The organism is Streptomyces sp. DvalAA-14, from assembly GCF_900091855.1.
GTDB lineage: Bacteria > Actinomycetota > Actinomycetes > Streptomycetales > Streptomycetaceae > Actinacidiphila.
Window position 1 is genome coordinate 1 of record NZ_FMCH01000196.1, and the last position, 24,191, is coordinate 24,191.

The 24,191-nt window shown below is 72.3% G+C and carries 22 protein-coding genes; 8 read left to right on the forward strand and 14 right to left on the reverse strand.

Annotation, left to right across the window (positions count from 1 at the left end):
- Positions 1-528: 528 nt before the first annotated feature.
- On the reverse strand, positions 529-1,134 hold the full coding sequence (locus tag GA0115240_RS09650; protein WP_093736244.1) for a TetR/AcrR family transcriptional regulator: 606 nt from the start codon (positions 1,132-1,134) through the stop codon (positions 529-531).
- A gap of 376 nt (positions 1,135-1,510) precedes the next feature.
- Between GA0115240_RS09650 and hmgA the strand changes: the two genes are divergently transcribed.
- Genes hmgA through GA0115240_RS09670 form a run of 3 tightly spaced genes read left to right on the forward strand, consistent with a single transcriptional unit; the run spans position 1,511 to position 4,883 of the window.
- A complete protein-coding gene (hmgA, locus tag GA0115240_RS09660; protein WP_370673306.1) occupies positions 1,511-2,863 on the forward strand; it encodes a homogentisate 1,2-dioxygenase in 1,353 nt (450 codons plus the stop codon).
- The gene (locus GA0115240_RS09665; RefSeq protein WP_093736246.1) at positions 2,860-3,606 is read left to right on the forward strand and encodes a GntR family transcriptional regulator; all 747 of its coding nucleotides are present in this window, start codon (positions 2,860-2,862) and stop codon (positions 3,604-3,606) included. Before hmgA ends, GA0115240_RS09665 begins: the two co-directional genes overlap by 4 nt.
- A 14-nt stretch (positions 3,607-3,620) precedes the next feature.
- Positions 3,621-4,883 (forward strand): type ISP restriction/modification enzyme, encoded by a 1,263-nt coding sequence (locus tag GA0115240_RS09670; protein ID WP_093736247.1) that lies wholly within the window; start codon positions 3,621-3,623, stop codon positions 4,881-4,883.
- A gap of 189 nt (positions 4,884-5,072) precedes the next feature.
- Here GA0115240_RS09670 and GA0115240_RS09675 read toward each other — a convergent pair whose 3' ends face one another.
- Positions 5,073-5,336: a hypothetical protein gene (locus tag GA0115240_RS09675; RefSeq protein ID WP_093736248.1), complete on the reverse strand. Its 264-nt coding sequence runs from the start codon at positions 5,334-5,336 to the stop codon at positions 5,073-5,075.
- Between the two features lie 172 nt (positions 5,337-5,508).
- Positions 5,509-6,303 (reverse strand): SGNH/GDSL hydrolase family protein, encoded by a 795-nt coding sequence (locus GA0115240_RS09680; RefSeq protein WP_093736249.1) that lies wholly within the window; start codon positions 6,301-6,303, stop codon positions 5,509-5,511.
- Between the two features lie 590 nt (positions 6,304-6,893).
- Here GA0115240_RS09680 and GA0115240_RS09685 point away from each other — a divergent pair.
- Positions 6,894-7,955: a DUF5925 domain-containing protein gene (locus GA0115240_RS09685; protein WP_202451206.1), complete on the forward strand. Its 1,062-nt coding sequence runs from the start codon at positions 6,894-6,896 to the stop codon at positions 7,953-7,955.
- Positions 7,956-8,048: 93 nt separating this feature from the next.
- Here GA0115240_RS09685 and GA0115240_RS09690 read toward each other — a convergent pair whose 3' ends face one another.
- The 7 genes from GA0115240_RS09690 to GA0115240_RS09720 all read right to left on the reverse strand — a co-directional run bounded on the left by GA0115240_RS09690 (position 8,049) and on the right by GA0115240_RS09720 (position 14,372).
- Entirely contained in the window at positions 8,049-9,071 is a 1,023-nt protein-coding gene (locus tag GA0115240_RS09690) for an iron-containing redox enzyme family protein (RefSeq protein ID WP_093736250.1), read from the reverse strand.
- Complete coding sequence (locus tag GA0115240_RS09695) at positions 9,052-9,330, reverse strand: CDGSH iron-sulfur domain-containing protein (protein ID WP_093736251.1); 279 nt, start codon at positions 9,328-9,330, stop codon at positions 9,052-9,054. Before GA0115240_RS09695 ends, GA0115240_RS09690 begins: the two co-directional genes overlap by 20 nt.
- Positions 9,314-10,000 carry a HemK2/MTQ2 family protein methyltransferase gene (locus tag GA0115240_RS09700; RefSeq protein WP_093736252.1) on the reverse strand — a complete coding sequence of 229 codons (687 nt, stop codon included), beginning with the start codon at positions 9,998-10,000 and terminating at the stop codon, positions 9,314-9,316. The genes GA0115240_RS09695 and GA0115240_RS09700 overlap by 17 nt, the downstream gene beginning before the upstream one ends.
- A 132-nt stretch (positions 10,001-10,132) precedes the next feature.
- A complete protein-coding gene (locus GA0115240_RS09705) occupies positions 10,133-10,504 on the reverse strand; it encodes a GntR family transcriptional regulator (protein ID WP_093736253.1) in 372 nt (123 codons plus the stop codon).
- The gene (locus GA0115240_RS09710) at positions 10,501-11,649 is read right to left on the reverse strand and encodes a methyltransferase domain-containing protein (RefSeq protein WP_093736254.1); all 1,149 of its coding nucleotides are present in this window, start codon (positions 11,647-11,649) and stop codon (positions 10,501-10,503) included. Before GA0115240_RS09710 ends, GA0115240_RS09705 begins: the two co-directional genes overlap by 4 nt.
- Before the next feature lie 46 nt (positions 11,650-11,695).
- Complete coding sequence (locus GA0115240_RS09715; protein WP_093736262.1) at positions 11,696-13,336, reverse strand: carboxyl transferase domain-containing protein; 1,641 nt, start codon at positions 13,334-13,336, stop codon at positions 11,696-11,698.
- A gap of 157 nt (positions 13,337-13,493) precedes the next feature.
- Positions 13,494-14,372, reverse strand: coding sequence for an esterase/lipase family protein (locus tag GA0115240_RS09720; RefSeq protein WP_093736255.1), 879 nt, complete (start codon positions 14,370-14,372; stop codon positions 13,494-13,496).
- A gap of 235 nt (positions 14,373-14,607) precedes the next feature.
- Between GA0115240_RS09720 and GA0115240_RS09725 the strand changes: the two genes are divergently transcribed.
- Both GA0115240_RS09725 and GA0115240_RS09730 read left to right on the forward strand, forming a co-directional pair.
- Positions 14,608-15,267 carry a 2'-5' RNA ligase family protein gene (locus GA0115240_RS09725; protein WP_093736256.1) on the forward strand — a complete coding sequence of 220 codons (660 nt, stop codon included), beginning with the start codon at positions 14,608-14,610 and terminating at the stop codon, positions 15,265-15,267.
- A 133-nt stretch (positions 15,268-15,400) separates the two neighbouring features.
- Complete coding sequence (locus GA0115240_RS09730; RefSeq protein ID WP_093736263.1) at positions 15,401-15,865, forward strand: PPOX class F420-dependent oxidoreductase; 465 nt, start codon at positions 15,401-15,403, stop codon at positions 15,863-15,865.
- Between the two features lie 137 nt (positions 15,866-16,002).
- Here the strand turns inward: GA0115240_RS09730 and GA0115240_RS09735 are convergent, their stop codons facing one another.
- Together GA0115240_RS09735 and GA0115240_RS09740 are read right to left on the reverse strand one after the other, a co-directional pair.
- A complete protein-coding gene (locus tag GA0115240_RS09735; protein WP_256069636.1) occupies positions 16,003-17,028 on the reverse strand; it encodes a S1 family peptidase in 1,026 nt (341 codons plus the stop codon).
- 521 nt (positions 17,029-17,549) lie between these two features.
- Positions 17,550-18,665: an LLM class flavin-dependent oxidoreductase gene (locus GA0115240_RS09740; protein WP_176725025.1), complete on the reverse strand. Its 1,116-nt coding sequence runs from the start codon at positions 18,663-18,665 to the stop codon at positions 17,550-17,552.
- A gap of 819 nt (positions 18,666-19,484) precedes the next feature.
- On the opposite strand from GA0115240_RS09740, the gene GA0115240_RS09745 reads away from it, so the two are divergent.
- Complete coding sequence (locus tag GA0115240_RS09745) at positions 19,485-19,928, forward strand: cell division protein SepF (RefSeq protein WP_093736257.1); 444 nt, start codon at positions 19,485-19,487, stop codon at positions 19,926-19,928.
- A gap of 57 nt (positions 19,929-19,985) precedes the next feature.
- On the opposite strand, the gene GA0115240_RS09750 is transcribed toward GA0115240_RS09745, so the two are convergent.
- Positions 19,986-21,182 (reverse strand): acyl-CoA dehydrogenase family protein, encoded by a 1,197-nt coding sequence (locus GA0115240_RS09750; RefSeq protein ID WP_093736258.1) that lies wholly within the window; start codon positions 21,180-21,182, stop codon positions 19,986-19,988.
- A gap of 62 nt (positions 21,183-21,244) precedes the next feature.
- Positions 21,245-22,840, reverse strand: coding sequence for an MFS transporter (locus GA0115240_RS09755; protein WP_093736259.1), 1,596 nt, complete (start codon positions 22,838-22,840; stop codon positions 21,245-21,247).
- A 450-nt stretch (positions 22,841-23,290) separates the two neighbouring features.
- Between GA0115240_RS09755 and GA0115240_RS09760 the strand changes: the two genes are divergently transcribed.
- A partial coding sequence (locus GA0115240_RS09760; protein ID WP_093736266.1) for a phosphatase PAP2 family protein occupies positions 23,291-24,191 on the forward strand: 901 nt, incomplete at its 3' end.

The window sequence follows — 24,191 nt, forward strand, 5'->3', positions numbered from 1 at the left end:
ACCGCCGATGTAGTGCGCGTCGCGCGCGTGGAAGACGCCGGGTGAGCCCGCCGCCGACCGATCGGCTGTGCTGTTCTCGGATCGGGACGTGTCTCGTGCGGGAGTCGCGGGAGTGCTTCCCGGTGTGCCGTCCACTTCGTTGTGCTCCTCTGGATCTCGACCGGATCTGCCGGATCTGAACGCTGCCTGCAGTCCCCAAACTAGCGCTGTTAGTTTTTTGTGACCAGGGGTCGCACGGTGCCTTCGGTCACCCGTCGCGCCGGCCGCGGAGCCCGGCCGAGCACAGCAGCGGCGTGCGAGGTCGGCGATGGACGGCCGGAGCGGGCGGACGGCTGTGGCGATGACAGAGCTGGACATGGATGACTCCCCCCGGACGGCGCCGGCATGGGCGCGGGCCCATGTGGTCGCCGGTCTTGACTACTCTTCGTTACCGAGAACGAGACTAGCCGTCAGCGCCGACAGCCGTCCGAGCCCGGGCTCGAACCTGTGGACAACTCCCGTCCAGACCATGCCAAATCGAGCCGGGCGTCAGTCGAGCACTGGGCCCAAATAGGCCCTGACCAGCTCTTTTGTTGCCGCGACCACGCCCGCATCCCCGGACGGATCGGCCCGGAAGGCCAGTTGCAGCGCGGCGTCGGCGGCCTCGACCGCCACGACCAGCGCGAGCCGCAGCCGGGGGTCGGCCGGGTCGGCGGTGAGCCGGTCGCCCAGCAGGTCCGGCAGCCGGTCGGCCAAGTCGTGGTTGGTCTCGCCCGGCACCCCGAAGTCCACCAGCGCGAATCCTGCCGCGGTGCGCTTCATGGCGGTGTACTCGTCCACCAGCACGTCCACCGCGGCCCGCCAGTCGGAGCCGGTGTCCGGCTCGGCCAGGCGGGCTGCCGTCCGGTCCAGGAATTCCTCGAGATTGCGGTGTGCGAGCGCGTCGGTCATGGCCCGCTTGTCGGAGAAAAAGCGGTAGACCGAGCCGATCGGTACGCCCGCGCGGGCCGCCACCGCACGGGTGCTGAGCCGTTCGTAACCGCCCTCGTCCAACTCCCGGGCGCAGGCGTCGAGGATCCGCTCCAGCCGTTCGGTACTGCGGCGCTGCACGGGAGTTCGCCGCAGGCCGCTGTCCGACGTGTCGGTGCGTGGCATCGCGCGATCAACTCCGGGACGGCGGGTCGCGGAACTCGCTCCGGTCGGCCGCCACCTCGGACGGCCCGGCCGGCCGGCCCTCGGTCCGGGCGGCGGCCCTCGCGCTCCTCCTCGAACCGCCGTCGGCGCCGGTGCGCGGTGCTGCCACGGCTCGGCCTCCTGTCGTACCGGACTGCTGTACTTCGTTACCGCTGAACTTCGGTACCGCAAGTATGCCGTCGGTGCCGGGCCGCGCGACCGCGCCCGAACCCCGGTCCGGACCGGCCGCGTCGACCGAGGAGTTGTCCACAGCCCCGAATGGAGGGTTGTCCTCGTGATTCCTATGCCTCAGCATAGGAATCACGACGGTACGGGGAGCGAGCGCGGGGAGCACGTCATGGACGTCATGCGGGACACCGGTCACGGGAGCGCGGCGGTCGAAGGAGCGCGGACAGCCGGCGGCAGAGACCTGCTGCATTCACCCGGCTTCGGCAACGAGCACAGCAGCGAAGCCGTGCCCGGCGCGCTCCCCATCGGGCGCAACGCGCCGCAGCGCGCACCGCTCGGGCTCTACGCCGAGCAGTTGAGCGGCACCGCCTTCACCGAGCCGCGGGCCCACAACCGGCGCAGCTGGCTCTACCGCATCCGGCCTTCGGCGGCCCACCCGCCGTTCCGCCGGATCCCCAACGGAGCGCTGCGCAGCGCTCCGTTCCTGGAGGTCGAGCCCGATCCCAACCGGCTGCGCTGGGGCCCGCTCCCGCTGCCGGAGGAGCCGACGGACTTCGTGCAGGGCCTGGTCACGGCCGGCGGCAACGGCGATGTGCTGCGCCGGGAGGGCATCGGTATCCACTGGTACGCGGCCAACCGCTCGATGGACCGCCGGGTGTTCTCCTCCTCCGACGGCGAGTTCCTGATCGTCCCCCAGCAGGGCGCCCTGCTGCTGCGGACCGAACTGGGCCTGTTGCGGGCCGAACCCGGGGATGTCGCGCTGATCCCCCGGGGAGTGCGCTTCCGGGTGGAGTTGCCGGACAGCACGGCCCGCGGCTATGTGTGCGAGAACTACGGTCGGCCCTTCCAACTCCCCGACCTGGGCCCGATCGGTGCCAACGGTCTCGCCAACGCCCGCGACTTCCTGGCCCCCGTCGCCTTCTTCGAGGACCGGGACGAGGACACCGAGGTGGTCAACAAGTTCGGCGGCAATCTGTGGGCGGCCCGCTACGACCACTCGCCGCTCGACGTGGTGGCCTGGCACGGCAACCACGTGCCGTACGTCTACGATCTGCGCCGCTTCAACGTGCTGGGGTCGATCAGCTACGACCATCCCGATCCGTCGATCTTCACCGTGCTGACGTCGCCGTCGGACACCCCGGGTCTGGCCGGGGCGGACTTCGTGGTGTTCGCGCCGCGCTGGCTGGTGGGCGAGGACACCTTCCGGCCGCCGTACTTCCACCGCAATGTGATGTCGGAGTTCATGGGCCTGATCGAAGGCGCCTACGACGCCAAGGCGGAGGGCTTCGTCCCGGGCGGCGCCTCGCTGCACAACATGATGTCCGCGCACGGGCCGGACCGGGCCACCTTCGACCGGGCGAGCAGCGCCGAGCTGGTGCCGCGGAAGGTGGACGACGGCCTGGCCTTCATGTTCGAGACCCGGTGGCCGGTGGTGCCGACCGAGTCCGCGATGGGCGCGGTCCACCGCCAGCAGGGGTACGACAGCGTCTGGGAGGGGCTTGAGAGAAACTTCCGCCCGTGACCTCCTTCGCTCCTGACTCCCTGGTCCTCAACAGCAAGCTGCCGCTGTGGTACCAGGTGTCGCAGTCGCTGCGCGCCTCGATACTCGGCCGGCACGCGGACGACCCGCTGCGGCTGCCGACGGAGGACGGCCTGGCCGCGCACTACGGGGTGAGCGTGCTGACCATGCGACAGGCGCTCAAGGAACTGGAGGACGAGGGTCTGATCACCCGGCACCGCAGGCGGGGCACCTTCATCGAGCCGGCCGCGCTGCGCGGGGCGCCGGTAAAACTGCTCGGCTCGGTGGACGCGATCGTGGCCCAGCAGTCCGGCGGGCGCACAGCGGTGCTGCAGCACGGTCCAGCGAAACTGCCGGCGGGGGTCGCCGAGCACTTTCCGGGTCTGGACGAGGCGATCGCCTTCCGCCGGCTGCGCTGCGACGACACGGGCGAGCCCACGAACTGGGCGGAGAACTACGTCCGTCCGGAGCTGGCGGCCCGGATCGACCTGGCCGATCTGGAGCGCTGGCCGATGACCAAGGTACTGCGGGACATGCTGGGGGTGCGGATCAGCCGGATCACCGACACGGTGGAGGCACGCCTGGCCGACCCCGACACCGCACGGCTGCTGCAGGTCCCCCTGCTCAGCCCGATCCTGCACTACACCGGGGTGACCTACGACGACTCGGGGCGGGCGGTGGACGTCGTGCGCATCCACTACCGGGGGGACCGCTTCTCCTTCACCGTGACCATGGAGGCACCCTGAGGGCGCTCAGTAGCATGCATACGGTGAGCGATGACGCGCCTGCGCTGCATGACCTGATGCCGTGGTCGGTGTCCCCGCTGCGGATCGGCCGCGGATGGCCGCTGGCCCCGGAGCCGGGCTGCCTGCGCGCCCGCTGGGCGCTGCTCACCGGCGCGGCGGACGCCGAGGCCCGGTCCGCGCTCCTGCGACCGACCCGGGCACGAGGGTTGCACACCCCGGTACCGCAGTTGCCCGGCCACCGCACCCCGACCACCGCGCTGGCCCGCGAAGCCGGCCCGTGCCCGGAGCCGGTCCGAGTGCAGCACGGGCTGTTCGACCAGCAATGGCTCATACCCGACCACCGGCTGATCGACGTGGCGAGGCCCGAGCTGTGGCGGATCGCCGACGAGCAGCAGGTGTTCGCCATCGAACAGGGTTATCTGCCGGAGGCGCCCGAGCCGCCGGTGGTGTTCTCCGCGCTGCTGCCGGACGGGCGCTCGCCGGCCGGCAAGCCGTCGCGGATCCGCCCGCTCTTCCGGCGCCCCGGAGGTCTGGAGCCCAATGTGGCGCCCGGCCTGACCGACTGGCTCGCCGTCCGGCTGCGGGTCGAGGTGAGCGCGCCGGACACCCTGGCCTGGATCGCCGCGGCGGCGCGACCGGGGCCCGGAGGTTGCGCCGTGCCACTCCCCCGGGATGCCGAGACCTGGCAGCGGGGCGTCGCGCTGGGACGCGAGTCGGTGTGGCTGCACACCGGGGGCGCGCGATGGGGCGATCCGGGCGCCGACCGGGGCCGTGAGCGGCTGCGGCTGCCGGGTGGCAGTCGGCCTTATGTGCGGGCGCCGCTGCCCGCCGTACCCGGCGCCGGGCAGCTGTCGTACGACCCGCAGGAGCGGGTTCTGCGGATCGGCGAGGGGCAGGTGTCGCCGGTCGCCGTCGATGCGTGGGAGCTGACCGGCGGCGGGGTGCCGGTGCTGGAGCAGTGGTTCGAGCGGCGCACCATGCCCGGCGAGCCAGGTTCACTGGAGGCACTGCGCCCGGCCGCTTGGACCCGGGCCACCACCTCGGAGCTGCTGGAGCTGATCAGCCGACTGACCTTGCTGGCCGGACTCCGCCGTGAACTGGCAGCTTTCGCCGAGCGGTTGGCGCAGGATGCCCGGGCCGATCGCGGCCGGACGGCCGGAGCGGCGGCCGAGCTGCGGGCAGCGGGAATACTGCCGGCGCCCGCGGCGCGGCGCAGGCCGGCCTCCGTGCTGGCCCATCACGAGGAGGGCCCGGACGGGCAGTTCGCCCTGTTGTGAGCGTGGCCGGGGAGAGCCGCTCGAAGGGGGACCGAGGTGGCCGCCGGGGAGAGGCGGCCTCGACGGGCGCACACCGAGACGCCGCACGGGGCAGCGCCGAGCCGGACGGTGTGGCCGTCGTGACGGTCCGGGTGGTGAGCCGGGTCCAGGGAGAGAACCGGTACTACCGCGCGGAGGCCGGGAGTCGGGTCAGCCGCGGTTGCCGAACAGTGATCTGCGCAGCCGACGCAGTGGGGCGAAGAGCGACACTCGGGCGCCCCGGTTCGTCCGGGTGTGCACGGTGTCGCGCGAGGTCAGCTCCCGCATGAGCACGGTCGCGTCGTCGGTGTCGCACTGCGGTGCGGCGGGCCCGGCCAGTATCGCCAGGTGACGGTCGAGGCGCGCACTGGACGCGCCTGTACCGCAGTTGATGGCAGGCACTCGAGGCCTGCTGTGCATCGCTATCTGATCCATGACTCTCCCCACCCTGTCGAGGGCACCCGGCTCGGGCAGGTTAACCCTAGCGCCCCGCCGCGTCACGTGCGCATCCCCCGCCCGTCTCCATCGCTCGATTCACCTTCTGTCCAAGGGTGTTGACCCCCGAACACCACGAGCGCCTCGGACGACGGGCGGTGGACGCGCACACTCAGGCGACCGCGCTGAACGGCGGCAGGTAGCCGCCGGACTGGCCTGCGGCCGTGGGGTGGTAGGACTCGTCGATCGGCAGGGTGACGCTGTGCAGCCACGGCGATCCCGAGCACAGCTCGTGTCCGGTGAAGGTGCCGCGTACGTCGGTGAAGGTGAAGCCGTGGTCGGCGGCGCGCTTGGCGATGACCCCGTCCAGATCGTCCGCCGCGGCGTTTATGGCGCTGCGCGAGGTGTCGCTCAGCCCGGCCCAGCAGTCACCGGGCACCTGGTAGAAGTGGGGGTAGCCGAGGACGACCACATGGGCGTTGGGCCCCTTGGCACGGATGGCGTTGTAGGTGCTGTCCAGCAGTCCCGGCAGGCTGTTGTCGACGAAGGTCCGGGCCTGGGCGATCCGGCTCAGGCAGGTGCTCTGCGAGTCGAGCGCGCAGGTGGACATGACGTCGGAGAATCCGGCGTCGTTGCCCCCGATGGTGATGCTGATCAGCCCGGTGGCCGAAGTGATCGGCCCGAGTTGGTTGTTGACGACGTCTCCGGTCACGGCGCCCGAGCAGGCGGTGAAGGCGAACGAGGAAGCGGCGTGGGCGGCGGCCCACAAGGCGGGATACGCCTTGGTGCTTCGCTTGCAGTCGCCGCTGGCGCTGTCGTAGCTGCCGGAGCCGACTCCGGAGGAGTAGGAGTCGCCCAGGGCCACGTAGTTGGGGCCTGCGGCATGCGCGGAGCCCGCCCCGAGCAGGGCGAGCACCGAGGTGAGGATCAGCGCGGATGCGGCTGATGCAAAGCGGGACATTCTCATGAAACCTCCCTTAGCAGGATCGCTGCCACATCCGTTGTACCGGCCGGTAACGTTCGCGGGAAGTGCCGTGCGCGTGAATATTGATCGGCAGTCAGCGAGAGCTATTCGGACGTCCGTTTGGCGATGTAAATTTCCTGTCCGGGCTGACTTGACGTTAATCCACCCGTTCGGTGAGATTGGTCCACTACCTCCACGGGCAGGACCGTCCCCGACCGACCGTGGCACGGGCGCGGCGATGCGCCGCGCCCGTGATGAAAAGCACTGGGCGAATCACGCCGGGAGGGCGGATCATGGGCCGCATGTCCGCCACAGCCCGTGAACCGAGGAGGCAAGTGCCGTCCGCCGGAGCCGGTAAGTCCACGAACGCAGCCGGGCCCCAGAAGGCCGAGAAGGCCGAGAAGGCTGACCGGGCCGACAAGGTCGTCGCACCGCAGCGGGCCACGCGCCCTCAGAAGGCCGGGAAGGCCGTGCCGAAGAGCGCGACGAGCGGGACGAAGGGCAGCACGAAGAGCGCCAGGAAGGACGACGCCAAGAGCGCGGAACGGACCGCGGCCCCAGCCGCTCCCCCCGTCGCGGCGCCGCACCGTGCCCTGCCCATCCACCTGCGCCTGGACGACAGCGACTCGCCGTCGGATGTCGTGGACGCGCTCTTCCTGGGCCGCTTCACCTCGGGGGAGCAGCCGTTCGCCCGCGGCGCCTCGGTGGAGAACGTCAAGTCCGGCCTGACGCTGCTGCCGCCGGACGCCACCATGCTGCGCCAGGCCCGCGACAAGGACCGCAGCGCCACCCTCGCCGAGGGCGACGGCTGGACCATCCTCATCTCCCGCTGGAATCGCGGCGCCGACGTCACGGTGGCCGCCGTGACCGACGAGCTCGCCGAGCAGGTGCTGAAGTCATCGGTGGACGACGCGGAGGACCAGCCCGAGCCGCAGCCCGACGATGTGACGATGGGCTTCTGGTACATCGTGCCGAGCCGGGGTCCGCACCGCACCACCCGGCGGATCGCCGCCGCCACCTGGGAGGAGCTGAGGGTCAACTACACCGCGCCGGTGGCCGACGCGATGGACGGTCTGATGAAGCTCACCGCCGACGACGTGGCAGGGCGGCTGCTGCTCCTGCACGGCCCGCCCGGCACGGGCAAGACCTCGGCGCTGCGCACGCTGGCCCGCGCCTGGCGCGACTGGTGTCAGGTGGACTGCGTCCTGGACCCCGAGCGGCTCTTCAACGACGTCGGTTATCTGATGTCCATCGCCATCGGTGAGGACGACGCGACCGGCGGCCGTTGGCGGCTGCTGCTCCTGGAGGACTGCGACGAGCTGATCCGCGGTCAGGCCAAGCACCAGACCGGTCAGGCGCTGTCCCGGCTGCTCAATCTCACCGACGGCCTGCTCGGCCAGGGGCGCAATGTCCTGGTCGGCATCACCACGAACGAGGATCTGGAACGGCTCCACCCGGCAGTGGTCCGCCCCGGCCGCTGCCTGGCCCGGATCGAGGTCGGCCCGCTCACCCGCAACGAGGCGGTCGACTGGCTGGGCACGAGTGAGGGCATCGGCCGCGAGGGCGCCACCCTGGCCGAGCTGTACGCGCTGCGCCGCGGCCACCCGGCCATCCTGCCGGTGCCGGCGCAGTCGGCGGACGGCCTCTATCTCTGACGCCGCTCGGCTCACTGCGGCGGCAGTGGTGCTGCGGGCGGCCCGCTCCGCGTGAGCGGGCCGCCCGCAGCCTGTCGGCTCGGTGACGGCTCGTCAGCCGGTGTGGCCCGGGCCGGCCCGCAGCGCCGAGCGGCCGTCCCGCCAGGCGTCGAGCAGATGGGCCGCCAGCCGGTCCTCCAGAAAGACGGTGGCATCGGCCCCGAAGGCCACGTCGGCCTCCAGATGCGGCTCGTCGGCCAGCATCCCGCCGATCACGTCGTTCCGTACGACCTGCTCGTGCACGGCGTCCGCCTCGACGTGCTCGGTGTAGAAGCGTTCCGCCGCCGGGCCGGCCCCGGTACGGCGCATCGCCTCGGCGAGACGGCGCGAACCGGGTGACGAGGTGACCTCGACACTCGCGAAGTGGCCGACCAGCGCGCCGCGCAGCGCCCGGCGCAGCCCGAGCAGCGTTATCAGGTTGACGGTGGCGAGCGCGACGGCCGGCGCCACCTCCAGGTAGTGGCCGTACGCGGTGTCCAGCCCCAGGTCCTCCATCAGGTCCGCGAAGAGCTGCGCGTGCAGATGCTCGGCGCGGCCGGCGCCGAACTCGTCATATTCCACGGCGACCATCGCGGCCTTGGCCCGGCCGCGCAGCCGCGGGATCACCCACACGTGCGGGTCACCCTCCTTCAGGTGGTACAGCGAGCGCAGGGCCGCGTACTCCCGCAGCTGCCACAGCTCCCCCTCGTGTTCGAGGTAGTACGCCGGGCTGCCGCGGTGGTCGGTGGACTCCACCAGCAGTTCCCCGAACGCCTCCTCGACGCTCCGGCCGGCGGGCACATCGGCGCGCAGCGCGCCGAGGAAGCGCTCCTCCAGCGCCCGGCGCAGCGGCTGGAGTCGCGGGTCCCACTCCAGGTCGTCGTCCACGCCGTCGAAGCCGCGGTAGTGCAGCTCGTAGAGCAGGTAGAGAGCGAGCTGCAGATCGTCGCCGTACGGGTCGGCCGCCGCGGCCCCGGACACCCCGGGCGGGGGCAGGTGCGGCGCGGTCAGCACGGCGGCGACTCCGGCCGACAGCGGGCCCCGGGGCGGGGGCAGGGCCGGTTCGGTGCGGCGCCGGTCAGTGGTGGTCGCCGTCATGGCGTTCCTTCGGGTCGTGGTCGGGCTGCCGAGGGTCCTGGCGGCCCCGTCCGGCGTTCGGCGGTCGTTTGTGGCCGCGGTGGCTGGTGTCGCACCACGGGTACGTGCGGCTGCGGCGGCACGTGCAGATGGCGACGACGAAGCGGTCCGAGGAGACGACCGTGCCGTCGTCCTGGACGAATTCCACCGGTCCCTCGACGAGAATCGGCCCGTCCCGGTCCACCGAGACGCGCCGCGGCCGGTCAGCTGCGTTCGGCACGGATGACCACCAGCTCTTCCTCTTCCTCGTCGGGACCGACCAGTCCCTGAGCCCGCAGCCAGGGCAACCGCTCGGTGAGCACCGGCCCGAACGGCACACGGGCGCGGCCGGTGACCGAGCACTGCAGGCCGGCGTCCCTCAGCCGCCCCAGGCTCGCTTCCACCCCGCACAGCCCGGAGTGCACCATCAGCAGCACGCCATGGGCTTTGAGCACCTGGTGGGAGTGGGCGCAGATCCGGTCGACGGCCTGCCGCCCGGCGTGGCCGGCGTTCCAGGCCACCGAGGCCCCCCGGGTGGCGGCCCGCGGCATGAGCGGCGTCGGCACGTAGGGCGGGTTGCTCACCACCAGGTCGAAGGTGCGACCGGCCATCGGCGCGGTGAGGTCGCCGCGCCGCACCCGGATGCGCTGCCGGTCGCGTGCCGCGTTGATCCTTGCCGTCGCCACCGCGCGCCAGGAGATGTCGGTGGCCGAGACCCGTGCGCCCATCCGCGCGGCCAGCAGGGCCAGCGCGCCGCTGCCGGTCCCGATGTCGAGGACGTCCATGTCCGCCGTGACCCCCTCGTCCCGGAGCGCCTGTGCCAGCAGATGAGTGTCGGCCTGAGGGGCGTAGACACCGGGCAGTGTCCACATCCTGCCCAACTTCTGCGGGAGCGCGGCAGTGATCGTCATCTGGTACCTCCGTCACCTGCGGGTGGGTCGTAGCACTTCTGCCCGAGAGCCCAGGAAGTACGCAAAACGGACGTATGCCCGCCTGGGAGCGGCTTCCGGCCGAGGCCGCATCCCCCCATCAGCTCCGGGGCATCAGTCGCCGTAGGCGGCGCGCAGGGCCTCCTCGACCGCGGCGCGGGCCGCCTCCCGGTCCAGGCCGAGACGGCGGGTCCGCTCCACATAGGCCGCCGCGGCGGCAGCCGCCTCGCGTGCGGAGGAGTCGCCGGCGGCGATGTAGGTGCCGTTGCGGCCCCGGGTCTCGATCACGCCGTCCGCCTCCAGGGCGCGGTACGCCTTTGCGACGGTGTTGGCGGCGAGCCCCAGCTGCTCGGCCAGGCCCCGGACGGTGGGCAGCTTGTAGCCGACCGGGAGGCCGCCGGCGCGTGCCTCCCGCGCGACCTGCGCGCGCAGCTGCTCGTAGGGAGCGGTGGCCGCGTCCTGATCGATGACGATCTTCAAGCTCATATGAGCGATCCTGGCACAGCCGGTGGCGCCAGCGGGACCGCTCGGACGGGGCCGTCGGGGTCGTGGGCGATGGTGTCGCCGCCCTCGTGCAGATGCAGCAGGAAGCGGTGGCCGGCGCGCCATGCCTCGATGCCCGCTCGGGCGTAGGCCACCATGTCGTCGGGCAGGTCCGCCAGCGGATACCAGTCCAGCTCCGAGCACTTGTCGGGTTCCGCGTTGACCGGCTCGGTGCCGGCGGCGAGGTGGCAGAGGAAGAACCAGCCGATCCGGGCGTCGCCGCCCGGCGCGCGGTGCTGCAGCACCAGGACCGCTTCGAGATCGTCCGGCGCCAGATCGAGGCCGATCTCCTCGCGCGTCTCCCGGATCATGGCGCTCCTGACGTCTTCGCCGTCCTCCAGGTGCCCCGACGGAGCGTGCAGCAGCCCGTCGGCGTATCCCGTGTTGGCGCGGCGGGCGAGCAGGATCCGCTCGCCGCGCACCAGCAGGAGGTGGACATCCACGATCTCGCGGTGGCGGCGCGGGACGGCCGGCGCGGCGGTGTCCGCGGGGTGGACGACCGCCACATACCGCTCGTCGTCGACCGGGCGCCCCCACAGGGCCGCGTCCTGTCCGAGGTGCTCGATCCGGATCGCGCCGCCGAGCGGCGCGGCCGACTCGGCGAGCGACTCGGCGGTGAGCCCGACCGGAGCGGAGGTGCCCCAGCGGCCTTCGACCAGCACCAGCCGCCCGCCCGGCCGCAGCAGCCGGGCCCAGCCTCGCAGCACCGACTCCGCGTCGGGCAGCGTCCACAGCACATGGCGGACCAGCACCACGTCGAAGGCGACGGCGGCGACCGGCGGTCGGGCGGCGTCCCCGACGAGTGTCCGCGCGCCGGTGCCGGCCAGCTTCCGCCGGGCCGACTCGACCATGCGGGGCGAGCGGTCGACTGCCGTGACCCGGTGGCCCTGCTCGGCCGCCAGCAGGGCCAGACTGCCGGTGCCGCAGCCGAGGTCGAGGACATCGGACGGGCCGGCGGGCAGCCAGGACCGCAGCCGCTGGGCCCACGCCTCGCGGACCAGCGGGTCGCGCAGACCGTGGTCCGGCTCCTCGTCGAACCGCTCGGCGGCGGCGTCCCAGAACCGGCGGTCGTCACTCTCGGTGTTCATGGGTCCAGCCTGCCATCCCCCACTGACAATCGGGCCGCACGGGCCGTCAGACCTCACCCAGCCTGCGGTAACGCGCTCGGCGAGCGGCCCTTCGCGTCTCGGGCTCCCCGGTGCGGAGCCGGGCCAGTTCGGTTCCGAGCAGGGTGGCGAGGCCGGCGAGGAAGGCGACCGGGTCGTCGGCGGCGTCGGGATGTTCGGGGACGACGGCGTCCACGATGCCCCGGGCCAACAGCGCGGTGGCGCCGATGCCCTGACGTTCGGCCAGTTCCGCCGCGCGGTCGGTGGTGCGGTACAGGATGACGGAGGCGCCCTCCGGCGGCAGCGGGGAGAGCCAGGCGTGCCGGGCGGCGAGTACCCGGTCGGCGGGCAGGAGGGCCAGCGCGGCGCCGCCGGCGCCCTGACCGAGGATCAGGCACAGCGTGGGTGCCGACAGCGTCACGAGGTCGGCCAGGCTCCGGGCGATCTCGGCGGCGAGGCCGCCTTCCTCCGCCTCCTTCGACAGCGCGGCTCCCGCCGTGTCGATCACGGTGAGCAGCGGCAGGCCCAGCCCCGAGGCGAGCCGCATCCCCCGGCGCGCCTCGCGCAGCCCGGCCGGTCCGAGCGGGGTGGCACCCAGCGTCCCGGACGCGGCCGTGGCCGGGCCGGTGGTGGCGCCGCGGTCGTGGCCGACGACGACACAGGGGGTGGGCCCGAAGCGGGCCAGGGCCAGCAGGAGTCCGGGGTCGCGCTCGCCCGCGCCCGTACCGCTGAGCGCGGTCACGTCCTCCGCGTGCCGCAACAGATCCCGCAGACCCGGCCGTTCGGGGCGCCGGCTGCGGCGCAGCGAGTCGGCGGTGTCCGCCGGCGGCACGGCCTCGGGCATCGGCGCGGGCCCGGAGAAGCCCCCGGATCGGCCCGCCGCCCCAGCCGCGATCCCGTCCGCGGATCGGCGCCCCGCTTCGTCCGCCGACCGGGCCCCGGCTCCGTCGGACCCCGCCTGCTGCTCGCCGCAGAGGACGTCGAGCACGGTCGCGGCGACGGGCCCCAGCGATCCGATGGGCAACACCGCGTCGACCAGGCCGTGGGCGTACAGATTCTCCGCGGTCTGCACTCCGGGCGGGAACTCCTCCCCGTAGAGGGCCTGGTGGACGCGCGGGCCGAGGAAGCCGATGAGGGCGCCGGGCTCGGCGGAGGTGACGTGGCCGAGCGAGCCCCAGGAGGCCAGTACCCCGCCGGTGGTGGGATGGCGCAGATGGACGAGGTACGGCAGGCCCGCCGCCGTGTGGTCGGTGATGGCCGCCGCGACCTTGACCATCTGCAGGAAGGCGATGGTCCCCTCCTGCATCCGGGTGCCGCCGGAGGCCGGTGTGGCCAGCAGCGGGAGCCGCTCGCGGGTGGCGCGCTCGACGGCGGTGACCAGCCGAGTCCCCGCGGCGACACCGATGGACCCGCCGAGGAAGCCGAACTCGCCGGCGACCAGGGCCACCCGGCGGCCCCGGATACGCCCTTCGCCGGTGATCACCGACTCGTCCAGCCCAGTGCGCTCCCGGGCGGCGAGCAGATCGGCGCGGTAGTCCGCGGCCTCGGGGAGCGCGGTGCACGGCTCGTCCCAGCGGCGCCAGCTGCCGGGATCCAGCACCGCCTCGACGCATTGCACGGCGGTGGGCCGCCGGGACCCGGGGTCGTCGGGGTGCGGTGGGTGTTCCACCTCCCCCTTGTACACCAGGTCGCCCACCACGCGCGGCAGGCCGCCACGACCCCCGGCCGCGAACCCGGACCGGCCGGCCGACAACGCGGCGAGGCGGCGTACCGGGCGTCGCGGAGCGGTGAAACCGGCCGGCCGACAGGGCTGTCCGGTCGCGGAACTAGCTGAACGCCGACAGGCAGGTGGTCGGGGTGGCGTGTGACGGGTCCAGGGCGTTCGCGGCCTCGTGGAAGGCGATGCGGTCGGTCAGGCCGATGGCGACATGCTCGGAGGTGTCGACCGGGCACAGATTCTGGAGCACCACGTTGTGGACGCCGGGTCCGGACAGCGCCTGGGTCGTATACGGCGTGACCACCTCGTCATAGATGGTCGAGATCACCGTGTAGTGCACGCCGGGCACGGTGTCGCCGCCGGCGTTCAACTGCTGCTGGAAGTCGGATCCGGCCAGTTGGTCGGCAAGTCCGGGCAGGTCGGCGCGCAGGAAGGCCGCGGCGCCCGGGAAGTACGGGAGGATCGCGGTCAGTCCGTCCAGCGTCGTCCCGTGGTTGTCGGGGGCCAGGGCGACCAGGGCGTTCACCTTGGCCGCGCCGCCGAGGAACTTGAGGTAGTAGCGCGGCATCATGCCGCCCTGGGAGTGGCCGACGATGTCGACCTTGGCGGCGTGTGTGGCGGCGAGCACCCGGTCGGTGAAGTCGGAGAGCTGCTGCGCGGAGTCGGCGATCGGCCCGAGGCCGCCGATCAGCGTCTCGCCGGGCAGCATGCCGTAGTCGAAGGAGAAGACGCAGTAGCCGCGCGCCACCAGATAGGGGGCCAGGACCAGCCAGTTGTCGGTGCCGTTGGCAAAGGTGCCGTGCACGAGGACGACGGGGCGGGGGTGCTGGGCCGAAGGGCGGCAGGAGAAGTCGTTCCAGCCGCTGGTCGGGGCCGGGGCGGCGGATGAGGCACCGGCGGCGGTGGCCGCAGCCGTGGCCGCGGGAGCCACCGCCATCGCGGCCGCCACCGTGACCGTCGCCAGCAGTCGTCTCCAGGACAGCGTCATGTGATCTCCTCACGGATGGGATGTGAACGTGCTGACGACACACGCCCCTGTGATCCGGATCACATGTACCGGGCTCATGACAAGTTACGCGCGAGTAGGGAGACGTGCCTAGTATACGAGCGAGTAAAAAATCGTCCGCGCAGGGACAACGCGCCAGCCGCCCCGAGGTCACGCACTCCTGCGACGGACGGAAACCCGCTGGCGGCTCCGCGTGGGCGGCGGGGAGCATGGGGCCATGAGCGACCCGGGAGAGCCTCGATGGGCCGTGGGCGAGACGGCCCTGCTGATCACCGTGCCGGAGGCGGACCCGCTGGTCGGCGGGGCAGGCGAGGCGTACGACCCGGCGGCACGAGGGGGCGTTCCGGCCCATGTGACAGTGCTGTATCCGTTCCTGGCCGCCGAGCGGATCGACGACGGAGTGCTGGCACGTTTGCGCGAGCTGTTCTGCGCCCATGAGGCGTTCGATCTGGCGTTCGCGAGGTTCGGGCGGTTCCCGGAGCTGCTGTGGCTGGCCCCGGAGCCGGCGGCACCGGTTCGGGCGCTCACCGGGGCGGTCGAGGCCCGCTGGCCGGAAGCACCGCCCTACGGTGGCGCGTTCCCGGACCCGGTACCGCATCTGACCGTTGCCGACGGGCAGTCGCCCGAGGCCTACGACGCGATGGAGCGGGAGTTCGCCGCGGGCCTGCCGCTGCGCACCCGTGTCGTCGCGGTCCACCTGGTGGTCAGCGACGGTTTCCGCTGGCACCACCGGGCGACTTTCCCGCTCGGCGACGAACAACCCGGCGGCGAACAACCCGGCCCAGAACGACCGGACGACCGGGGGCTCCTGGGCCAGCGGCCGGGCCGCGCACGCCTCGACGGCCGGCAGCCCGGTGCCGAACGGCCGAACGGGTGAACTCGCGGCATCTCAAGGCGTTGCGGGCCGCCGGGCGGAACAAGAGGCGGGTGGGGTGTGTTGCCGCATACGCCCGAGGGGACGACGCCCCGCCCCGCCAGGTCCGTGCCGCCGAGACGATTTCGGAGTGACCATGAGCCAGCCATCGGCCGTGAGCCCGCTGTTCGAGTTGCTGAAGGAGCGCAGCACCGGGGTGCTCGTCACCCTCAAGAAGGACGGCAGACCGCAGCTGTCCAACGTCTCCTTCGCCTACGACGAGGCAAGCCGGACCATCCGGATCTCGGCCACCGACGACCGGGCCAAGACCCGCAACCTGCGGCGGGACCCGCGGGCCAGTTTCTACGTCTCGACGCCCGACCTCGGGGCCTACCTGGTCGCCGAGGGCGATGCGGAAGTCACCCCGGTGGCCAGCGATCCGCAGGACGCGACGGTCGAGGAACTCATAGACGTCTACCGGGCGATCGGCGGAGAGCACCCCGACTGGGACGAGTACCGGGCCGCGATGGTCGCCGACCGCCGGCTGGTCATCAAGCTGCGCGCGGACCGGGCCTATGGCTGGGGCCGCACCCAGGGCGGCACCAGCGGCCCCGTCGCCTGACGAGCGCGGCGCGTCTCCCAGCGGGTCCGAGAAGGCGGAGGATCCGCCCGGCGGACTGCGCCCCCGCCACGTGATCGCACTGTGGCGGGGGCGCCGGGAAACGGCTTCGGGCCTGGCGGCCCGCAGTGGCGGACCGGTCAGAACACGCTGACCCCGTACGCGCTGAGCGCCTCGGTCACCGGCTGGAAGTACGTGGTGCCGCCGGACGTGCAGTTGCCGCTGCCGCCCGAGGTCAGGCCGATCGCCTTGGCGCCGTCGTAGAGGGAGCCGCCGCTGTCGCCGGGCTCCGCACAGACGTTGGTCTTGATCAGACCGGAGACGACGTCGCCGCTGCCGTAGTTCACGGTGGCGTTGAGCGCCTGGACGGTACCGCTGTGGATACCGGTGGTGGAGCCGCGCCGCTTGACCGCCTCGCCGACGAAGGCGTTGGCGGCGCTGGTGATGTCCTGGCTGCCGACCGTGCCGTCGTGGGCCACGGTGGAGTCGTAGCGGACGATGCCGTAGTCGTTGCCGGGGAAGCTGCTGTTGACCGTGGGGCCGATGTACGTGCCCCCGCTGGTGTAGTACGCGGGCAGTCCCTCGGTGCAGTGGCCCGCGGTCAGGAAGTAGTACGTGCTGCCGCTGCGGACGTTGAAGCCCACCGAGCAGCGCCAGCTGTTGGTCAGGACCGGGTCGCCGCCGGACAGCAGCTTGCTGAAGGTGCCGGAGACACGGGTGATGCGGACCGCGTCCCCGTAACCCGCGGTGGACTTGCGCAGTTGAGCCAGTTGGGACGCGGTCACCCGGCTGTCGACGCTGACATCCAGGGTGTCGGAGCGCGGGTCGACCGACCAGGCGGTGCCCGCGACATCGGCGGTCCTGGTGGCGTCGCCGGCCTTGGCGAGCTGGGTGGCGCTGTGCGTGACGAGGCGGGCCGTGGCACCCGCGGCGCGGACGGCGTCGGCCGCGGCCCGGGTGGTGACATTGACGACGGTGGTCTTGCTCGCGCTGTCGTAGTACGTGCCCGCGGTGCTGTTCGCACCGAGACGCGCGGCCACGGATGCGGCGGCATCCGGAGTCGCCGTGGCGGACGGGGCGGCGCTGGCGGACGGGAGCGCGAAAGCGGTCGCGGCGATCAGGCCGGAAGCGACCGCGATCAGCTGTATGCGTCGGGTGGACTTCACTCGTTCCTCCTGTGGGGGTGGAGGTGGGCGCAGGGGGGATTTGTCGGTGTACTGTCAGGACCGCACCGATAAACGAACGCCTCATGCGGCTGACGGGCACTCATGGGAGTATTCAGATCTCACAGGAAACACACAAGGGGTTCTTTCGGGCCGGGACAGGGCGGGCGGCGGCGCCTGAGTGCACCAAGCAGCCCCTGCCGGGCCGAAACTGACGCCGTCTCAGACTGTCTCACCTGCTGAGAACAGCTCGCCTTCCTGCTGCGATCGCCAAGCACGGCCGTTGGCCGGCCAGGCCAGGTCGGTGGGCGGCCGGCCACACCCGCGAAAAAATCCGGGCGCCGGCCGCCGGCGATCCGGCGCGACCGGTAGCGAGCCGTCCGCGGGCGAGGGCCGGCGAGTGCCGCCGAGCGCGGGCGCCGAACCGCCGCGCTGCCGAAGCTACGGCACGACCTGCTCCACGAAGCCGTCCAGGCCGTGCCCGCCGTCCGCCGGACCGGGCAGCGGGACGGCCCGGCCGCCGGTCATGGCATCGCGCCGCGCGGCACCGCGAGCCGGCTCCCCACCGGACCGCGCAGCCCGAGGTGTTCGCGGAGGGTCGCGCCCGGGTGGAAGGAGCGGAACAGCCCGCGGTGCTGGAGCAGCGCCGCGGTGCCGTTGACGAAGCGCTCCAGGTCCCTCCGGGGCTCGGCCGGCCGCACGTGGAAGCCGTCGACCGCGCCCGACCGGTGCCAGTCCGCGACGAGTTCGGCCAGGTCGACCGGCCCGCCCCGGAAGAGCGCGCCACCCGCGCCGTCCGGTTCCGGGACCGGCACGGTGCCCGCCTCCCGGCCGAGTTCGCCGCCGCCGAGTTCGACGGTCAGCTCGCCCAGCACCAGCAGCCGATCCGGGTCCCGGCCCGCGTCGCTGGTGAGCCAGCGCAGTTCGCTGCGGGCCCGGTCGGCCTGCTCCTTGCGGGTCGCGCGGACGAAGGCGATGTCGGCGTGCCGGGCGGCGACGGCGCGGGCAGCGGGTTCGGTGATGTCCACCGCGATCACCGGCCGCCCTTGCGGCGAATACGGTCCGCCGCCGTCCCAGGCATGTCCGACCTCCTCGGCGACCCGGCCGGCCCGGCCCCAGCGTTCCTCGCTCCGTTCGGCGGCCTGCCGCCGGGCCGCCGCTCCCCGGCCGGGGTTCCGGACGGCGTTCCGTCCGGCGTTCCGGCCCGCGGCCTCGTCGTCGTCCGGCGCGGTGACCGTCCAGCCGGCCCGGCCCTGGCTCACCCGGTCCAGGGTGGCGACAGAGCGGGCCAGCTCGGCCGGTGTGCCCCCGGCCGCGGCCAGCGCGGGCACCACACCGATCCGGTCGGTGGCGGGCACGACCCGGGCGAGCACGGCCAGCGTGTCCAGCGTGTCCAGTTCGGCGCCCGCGCAGCCGCTGAGCGTCACGAAGTCGAGCGCGCCGCGCTCGGCGAGCCGGGCCAGCTCGACGTAGTAGTCCGCCGCCTGGTCCGCCGTGTGCTGTTCGCGGCCGTCGATCGCGGCGGCGAGGTGCAGCGTGCGGGTGCGGCGATGGGGCGCCGGCGGGGCCGATGGGGACGGGGAGACGGGCGGACCCGAGGAGACGGGCCGATGGGCGAGGGGCGGGGTTTCGGCAGGCATGCGAAGGCTCCGTGGACACGCGGAAGAGGCGGGAGACGCCTTCACACAGCCGCCGCGTCCCTCAACGCGGCTGGGTCCGGGGACCGTGGGTCGAGGCTTGCCGAGCGCGACACCGCCTGTCAAGCGTGTCCGATACGTGGACGCCGCGTCTCAGCGCGGTTGACGGATGCGCCGCCCGGCTGCTGCACTGTGCGCATGCGTAGCTGTCAGCTGGTCACCCGCGACCACATCGACTTCGGTCGGGTGTGGTCGGCGTCGTGTTGTTGCCACTGACCTTCTCCGACAGACGTCCGACGGATCGTCCCGTCTTCACACACGCATCGTTCAGCCGCACCGGCCCCTCCCTCGGGCCCTCCGCGCCATAGCGCTCCGCGCTGCTCCCCGCCCACCGCCCCGGCGGCCGGTCCGGGTGAACTGCCCCTGCCCGCGCGCCGGCCCGCGCCGCGCGCCTCGCACGTGTGGCCGATCCGGACCTCCGCCGATCCGTCGGCCTCGGGGCCGCGGCGCCGGGCTGTGATCTCGACCGCTTTCGCGTACCCCCGCTGAGCTCGTCACTTGTGCCGCCGGTGAGGTTATCGGACCGCCTTCACGGGGCAGGTAGGGCCGTACGGCCCCCTGAATCACCCGCACGTGAAGGAAGTTCCCATCGAACCGTCACCTCGCTTAACCCTCACGCGGCTTGACGGTGCGCCACTATCGTGTGTGCCAGTACCGTCACAAGTCGCCTGAGTGGCGGCAATCCGCATGGCACTTCATCCGCATTATGGACGACCATAGGAACAGCGGACGGTACGACCGCGTGTGAGAGAGGAGGCGTCCATGGGTTCGGTACGACGGGCGAGTGCCTGGCTGGGCCTCGTCGACGACAACGGCGGCGAGGGTTACTACGACGAGGAGTACGCCGACTACGGCGAGGGCTCCGAACGTGCCGACACCTGGGTGACGGACCCGCGGGTGCGGGTGGCCACCGAGTCGGCCGAGGAACAGGGCCACCGGATCGCCACCGTCACCCCGGACAGTTTCCGGGACGCACGCGGTATCGGTGAGCTCTTCCGCGACGGCGTACCGGTGATCGTCAACCTCACGGGCATGGAGCCGGCCGACGCCAAGCGCGTCGTCGACTTCGCGGCCGGCCTCACCTTCGGGCTGCGCGGCTCCATCGAGCGCGTGGCCACCCGGGTCTTCCTGCTGACTCCGACCGCCTACTCCGTCATGAACGCGGACACCCGCCACGGCGGCGACCGCTTCTTCAACCAGAGCTGAACCCCCCGGGGGTCGGGGTCGCCCCCCGGGGGTCCGCGGCCGTCAGGCGGCGCTGCCTCAGCCGCGGAACGCGTCCAGGCCGGTGAGAGCCTTGCCCAGCACGAGCTGGTGCATCTCCACGGTGCCCTCGTAGGTCAGTACGGACTCCAGATTCGTCGCGTGCCGCATCACCGGGTATTCGAGCGAGATCCCGTTGGCGCCCAGGATCGTCCGGGCGGTCCGGCAGATCTCGATCGCCTCGCGCACATTGTTGAGCTTGCCGAAGCTGACCTGCTCCGGGCGCAGCCGTCCGGCGTCCATCCGCTGTCCCAGATGGTGGGCGAGCAGGATGCCCTTGTGCAGTTCCACCGCCATGTCGGCGAGTTTGGCCTGGGTGAGCTGGAAGCCGGCGATGGGCCGGCCGAACTGCTCCCGGCCCTTGGCGTACTCCAGCGCGGCCTCGAAACAGGACCGGGCCGCGCCCATCGCCCCCCACACGATGCCGTAGCGCGCGTGGTTGAGGCAGCCCAGCGGGCCGCGCAGCCCGGTGACCTCGGGGAGCACCGCGTCGGCGGGCAGCCGTACGCCGTCCAGGACCAGTTCGCTGGTGACCGACGCGCGCAGGCTCCACTTGTGGTGGATCTCGGGGGCGGAGAAACCCGGGGTACCGGCCGGCACCAGGAAGCCGCGCACGCCGTCGTCGGTCCGGGCCCACACCACGGCGACGCCGGCCACCGAGCCGTTGGTGATCCACATCTTGCGTCCGTCGAGCACCCAGTCGGAACCGTCGCGCTTGGCGCGGGTGCGCATGCCGGCCGGGTCCGAGCCGTGGTCCGGTTCGGTCAGTCCGAAGCAGCCGATGATCTCGCCCGCCGCCATCGGCGGCAGCCAGCGCTCCTTCTGCTCGGCCGAGCCGTAGCGGTGGATCGCGTACATCGCCAGTGAGCCCTGGACGGAGACCAGGGAGCGGATGCCGGAGTCGGCGGCCTCCAGTTCCAGGCAGGCCAGGCCGTACTGGACCGCGCTGGCCCCGGCGCAGCCGTAGCCGGTCAGCGGCATGCCGAGCGCTCCGATGGAGCCGAGTTCGCGGGCGAGTTCGCGGATCACGGGCAGTTCGCCGCGCTCGTACCAGTCGGCGACGTGCGGCAGGACCCGGTCGGCGGCCCAGTCCCGGACGATGTCGCGGACCGCGAGGTCCTCGGGGGTGAGCAGATCGTCGAGATCCAGCGGGTCGGACGGGTCGAAGGGGGGCCTGGACGAGGGGCGTGCGGACATGGCTGGACCTCCGGCCCGAAAACTAGCGGTGGTCACCGCGGCTCGGGGCCGACGTTACGGGCTCAGTCTCTCGCTCGTCCAGAGCGGACCGCCGCGGCGGCCCGCCGGCGGGCCGTGTCGGCCTCCTGCCCGGCCGATCCGACCGCGGGATCGAGTTCGTCGTCGCGCGGACCGCACTCCATTACCCGGGGCAGCCGCAGCGCCGCGACCGCGCCGGCGAGCAGCAGCCCGGCGCTGACCAGCAAGGTCACATGCATGCCTTGCACGAACGAGTGACGCGCGGCGTGCCTGAGGGCGGCTCCCGAGCTGCCGCCGAGCCGGTGGGCGACGTCGTACGCCTCGCCGAGCGACTGGCCGGCGGCCGCGGTGTCCGCGCTGCCGACCCCGGGCGCGTGCGGCGCGTAGACCGCGTTCATCACACTGCCGAGCAGCGCGATGCCCATGCCCGCGCCGAGTTGGTACGAGGTCTCGCCGATCGCCGCCGCGCCGCCCGCCTGGTGGGCGGGCGCCTCGCTGAGCATCGACTCGTAGGCACCGAACAGGGTCGTCTCCAGGCCGAATCCGAGCAGGACGAAGCCGGTGGTCAGCAGGCCCGGACGGTCGGTCTGGCCCATGTCGGTCAGGATCAGCACCGCCAGCGCGGTGACCAGGAAACCGGCCACGACCATCCGGCGCGGTCCGAAGCGGTGCAGCAGCCGGGAGCCGGCCAGGCCGGCGGCGATGGCGGCGAAGGTGAGCGGCAGCAGCCGCAGTCCGGTCCGGAACGGGCTCAGGCCGAGGACGAGCTGGAGGTACTGCCCGGCGATCAGTTCGAGGCCGACCAGCGCCAGCATTGCCAGCACGATGCAGCCGACCGAGGTGGAGAAAGCCACCCGGGTGAACATCCGCACGTCGATCAACGGATGCTCGCGGCGGCGCTGGCGGTGTACGAACAGCACCAGCAAGGCAGCGCCGGCCAGCAGGGACAGGCAGACGGAGGCGTCCATCGGACCCGCGCCCCCGCCGAGCCGCTTGATGCCGAACACCACACCGAGGATGCCGCCGGCCGCGGTGAGCGCGCCCAGCACGTCCCACGGTCCGTCGCAACCGCCCCGCGACTCCGGCAGCAGCAGCCGGCCCAGCGGGAGCATCACCGCCATCAGGGGGATGTTGATCAGGAAGACCGAGCCCCACCACCAGTGCTCGACCATGAAGCCGCCGAGCACCGGGCCGACCGCCGCGCCGACGGCGGCGACCGCGCTCCACAGGCCGATGGCCATCGCCCGCTCGCGCCGGTCGGGGAAGACCTGGCGCAGGATCGACAAGGTGGCCGGCATGATCATGGCGCCGCCGACACCGAGCAGCGCGCGGGCGCCGATCAGGATGTGCGGGCTGGGCGCGAAGGCGGCCGCCGCGGAGGCGGCGCCGAACAGCGCGTAGCCCAGCAGCAGCACACGGCGGCGGCCGATCCGGTCACCGAGAGTGCCGAACAGGATCAGCAGGGAAGCGGCGATCAGCGAGTACGCGTCGACGATCCAGAGCAGTTCCTGGGAACCCGGTCGCAAATCCTCGGTGAGCGAGGGCACGGCCACCTGCAGAACAGTGGCGTCCAGTGCCACAACCAGCAGGCTGACGCAGAGGACGACCAGGACGGTCCACCGGCTGACCGGCCGTGCCATAGGCCCACCTCCACGAACGAGTGGTACGACAGCGTACGCGAGGCGGAACCACATCTTCCGCTTACGTCACTCGTCTGCGTGACGCTGTGTCATAACGTGGTGCCTCCAGGTGGTCGTCAGCCGTTGTGCCGACCGGGCCGCGGCGGCTCCGCCGACCGCCGACCCGGCTATCGCCGGGGAAACTGCGGAGAAAGTCCAGGGAAATAAGCGATATATAAGAAGACAGGGGTGTGAGCATCAACACCCGAACATAAACTCCAGCCGCTTCCGGTATTCGCCTCGATCGCCGCCCGCAAAGGGCCGAGGAGACCAACTCCACATCACATCGTCATTACAAAGCGGCCAGTTCTGCCGATCCATGCCGTCACACGCTGTAACGTCGATTCAGTGCGTACCGATGACAGGCTCCACCGCACGGTGGAGCACCCGACCAGACGGGACCTACCGCGGATGAGCCGAACACGCGTCTGGTTGTTCGGCTTGACGCTGGCGTCCTACGTGGCCATCGTCGTGGGCGTTCTGACCACCTCCAAGCTGGTGACGCTCGACTGGCAGGTCATGCTGTGGCGTCCCTACAAACAATGGCCGCAGATCCACGCATTTTTGGACTATTTCGTGGTCCTCGGCCAGCGTGGTCCCACCGCGGTGATAGTGCTCGCCTGGCTCGGCTGGAGATCGTGGCACCGCCGCACCCTGCACCCCCTGCTGGTGCTCGGCACCTCGCTCCTTTTGCTGAACATCACGGTGGGCGCCGTGAAATACGGCCTCGGGCGGCTCGGCCCGCATTACGCGACGACCGTGGGCTCCTCCGAGATGTTCGCCGGCGGCGATATATTTCCGTCGGGCCACACCGCGAACGCCGTGGTGACCTGGGGCGTGCTGGCGTATCTGGCCACCACCCAGCGCGCCCAGCGGCTGGGCTCGGTCGTCAGCGCCCTGCTCGCCCTCGGCGTGGGCGCGACCACGGTCTACCTCGGGACGCACTGGGTCAGCGATGTACTGCTCGGCTGGGCCGCGGGCCTGCTGATCCTGCTGGCGCTGCCCTGGTTCGAGCCGGCCATGGCGCGCGCCGAGGAGGTGCTCGTCGAGGGCTGGGAGTGGTGGCGGCGCCGCCGGCGCTCCTCGGCCGTTCCGGTGGCCGGTCCTTCCCTGGTGGGTCCGCGCGGCTCGGGCGAGGAAGAGCCGAGCCGGGAGCCGGTCGGCGCGGGCACCGCGGCGCCTCGGTGGCGCAGGCCTCGGCCACCGGCCAGCAGCCGGTGTCCGCCTCCTCGCCGGCCGGTGCTGCCGGGCCGGCGCGGCGGCTCCCGCTGGCCCACCGTCGGCCGGCCCACAGACATCGGGCCCGCAAGGC

Excerpts from the sequence above, each read along its gene's own strand:
- GA0115240_RS09650 (WP_093736244.1), bottom strand. The coding sequence starts at position 1,134 with ATGCCACGCACCGACACGTCGGACAGCGGCCTGCGGCGAACTCCCGTG.
- hmgA (WP_370673306.1), top strand. The coding sequence starts at position 1,511 with ATGGACGTCATGCGGGACACCGGTCACGGGAGCGCGGCGGTCGAAGGA.
- GA0115240_RS09670 (WP_093736247.1), top strand. The coding sequence starts at position 3,621 with ATGCATACGGTGAGCGATGACGCGCCTGCGCTGCATGACCTGATGCCG.
- GA0115240_RS09675 (WP_093736248.1), bottom strand. The coding sequence starts at position 5,336 with ATGGATCAGATAGCGATGCACAGCAGGCCTCGAGTGCCTGCCATCAAC.
- GA0115240_RS09680 (WP_093736249.1), bottom strand. The coding sequence starts at position 6,303 with ATGAGAATGTCCCGCTTTGCATCAGCCGCATCCGCGCTGATCCTCACC.
- GA0115240_RS09690 (WP_093736250.1), bottom strand. The coding sequence starts at position 9,071 with ATGACGGCGACCACCACTGACCGGCGCCGCACCGAACCGGCCCTGCCC.
- GA0115240_RS09700 (WP_093736252.1), bottom strand. The coding sequence starts at position 10,000 with ATGACGATCACTGCCGCGCTCCCGCAGAAGTTGGGCAGGATGTGGACA.
- GA0115240_RS09705 (WP_093736253.1), bottom strand. The coding sequence starts at position 10,504 with ATGAGCTTGAAGATCGTCATCGATCAGGACGCGGCCACCGCTCCCTAC.
- GA0115240_RS09710 (WP_093736254.1), bottom strand. The coding sequence starts at position 11,649 with ATGAACACCGAGAGTGACGACCGCCGGTTCTGGGACGCCGCCGCCGAG.
- GA0115240_RS09720 (WP_093736255.1), bottom strand. The coding sequence starts at position 14,372 with ATGACGCTGTCCTGGAGACGACTGCTGGCGACGGTCACGGTGGCGGCC.
- GA0115240_RS09725 (WP_093736256.1), top strand. The coding sequence starts at position 14,608 with ATGAGCGACCCGGGAGAGCCTCGATGGGCCGTGGGCGAGACGGCCCTG.
- GA0115240_RS09730 (WP_093736263.1), top strand. The coding sequence starts at position 15,401 with ATGAGCCAGCCATCGGCCGTGAGCCCGCTGTTCGAGTTGCTGAAGGAG.
- GA0115240_RS09740 (WP_176725025.1), bottom strand. The coding sequence starts at position 18,665 with ATGCCTGCCGAAACCCCGCCCCTCGCCCATCGGCCCGTCTCCTCGGGT.
- GA0115240_RS09745 (WP_093736257.1), top strand. The coding sequence starts at position 19,485 with ATGGGTTCGGTACGACGGGCGAGTGCCTGGCTGGGCCTCGTCGACGAC.
- GA0115240_RS09750 (WP_093736258.1), bottom strand. The coding sequence starts at position 21,182 with ATGTCCGCACGCCCCTCGTCCAGGCCCCCCTTCGACCCGTCCGACCCG.
- GA0115240_RS09755 (WP_093736259.1), bottom strand. The coding sequence starts at position 22,840 with ATGGCACGGCCGGTCAGCCGGTGGACCGTCCTGGTCGTCCTCTGCGTC.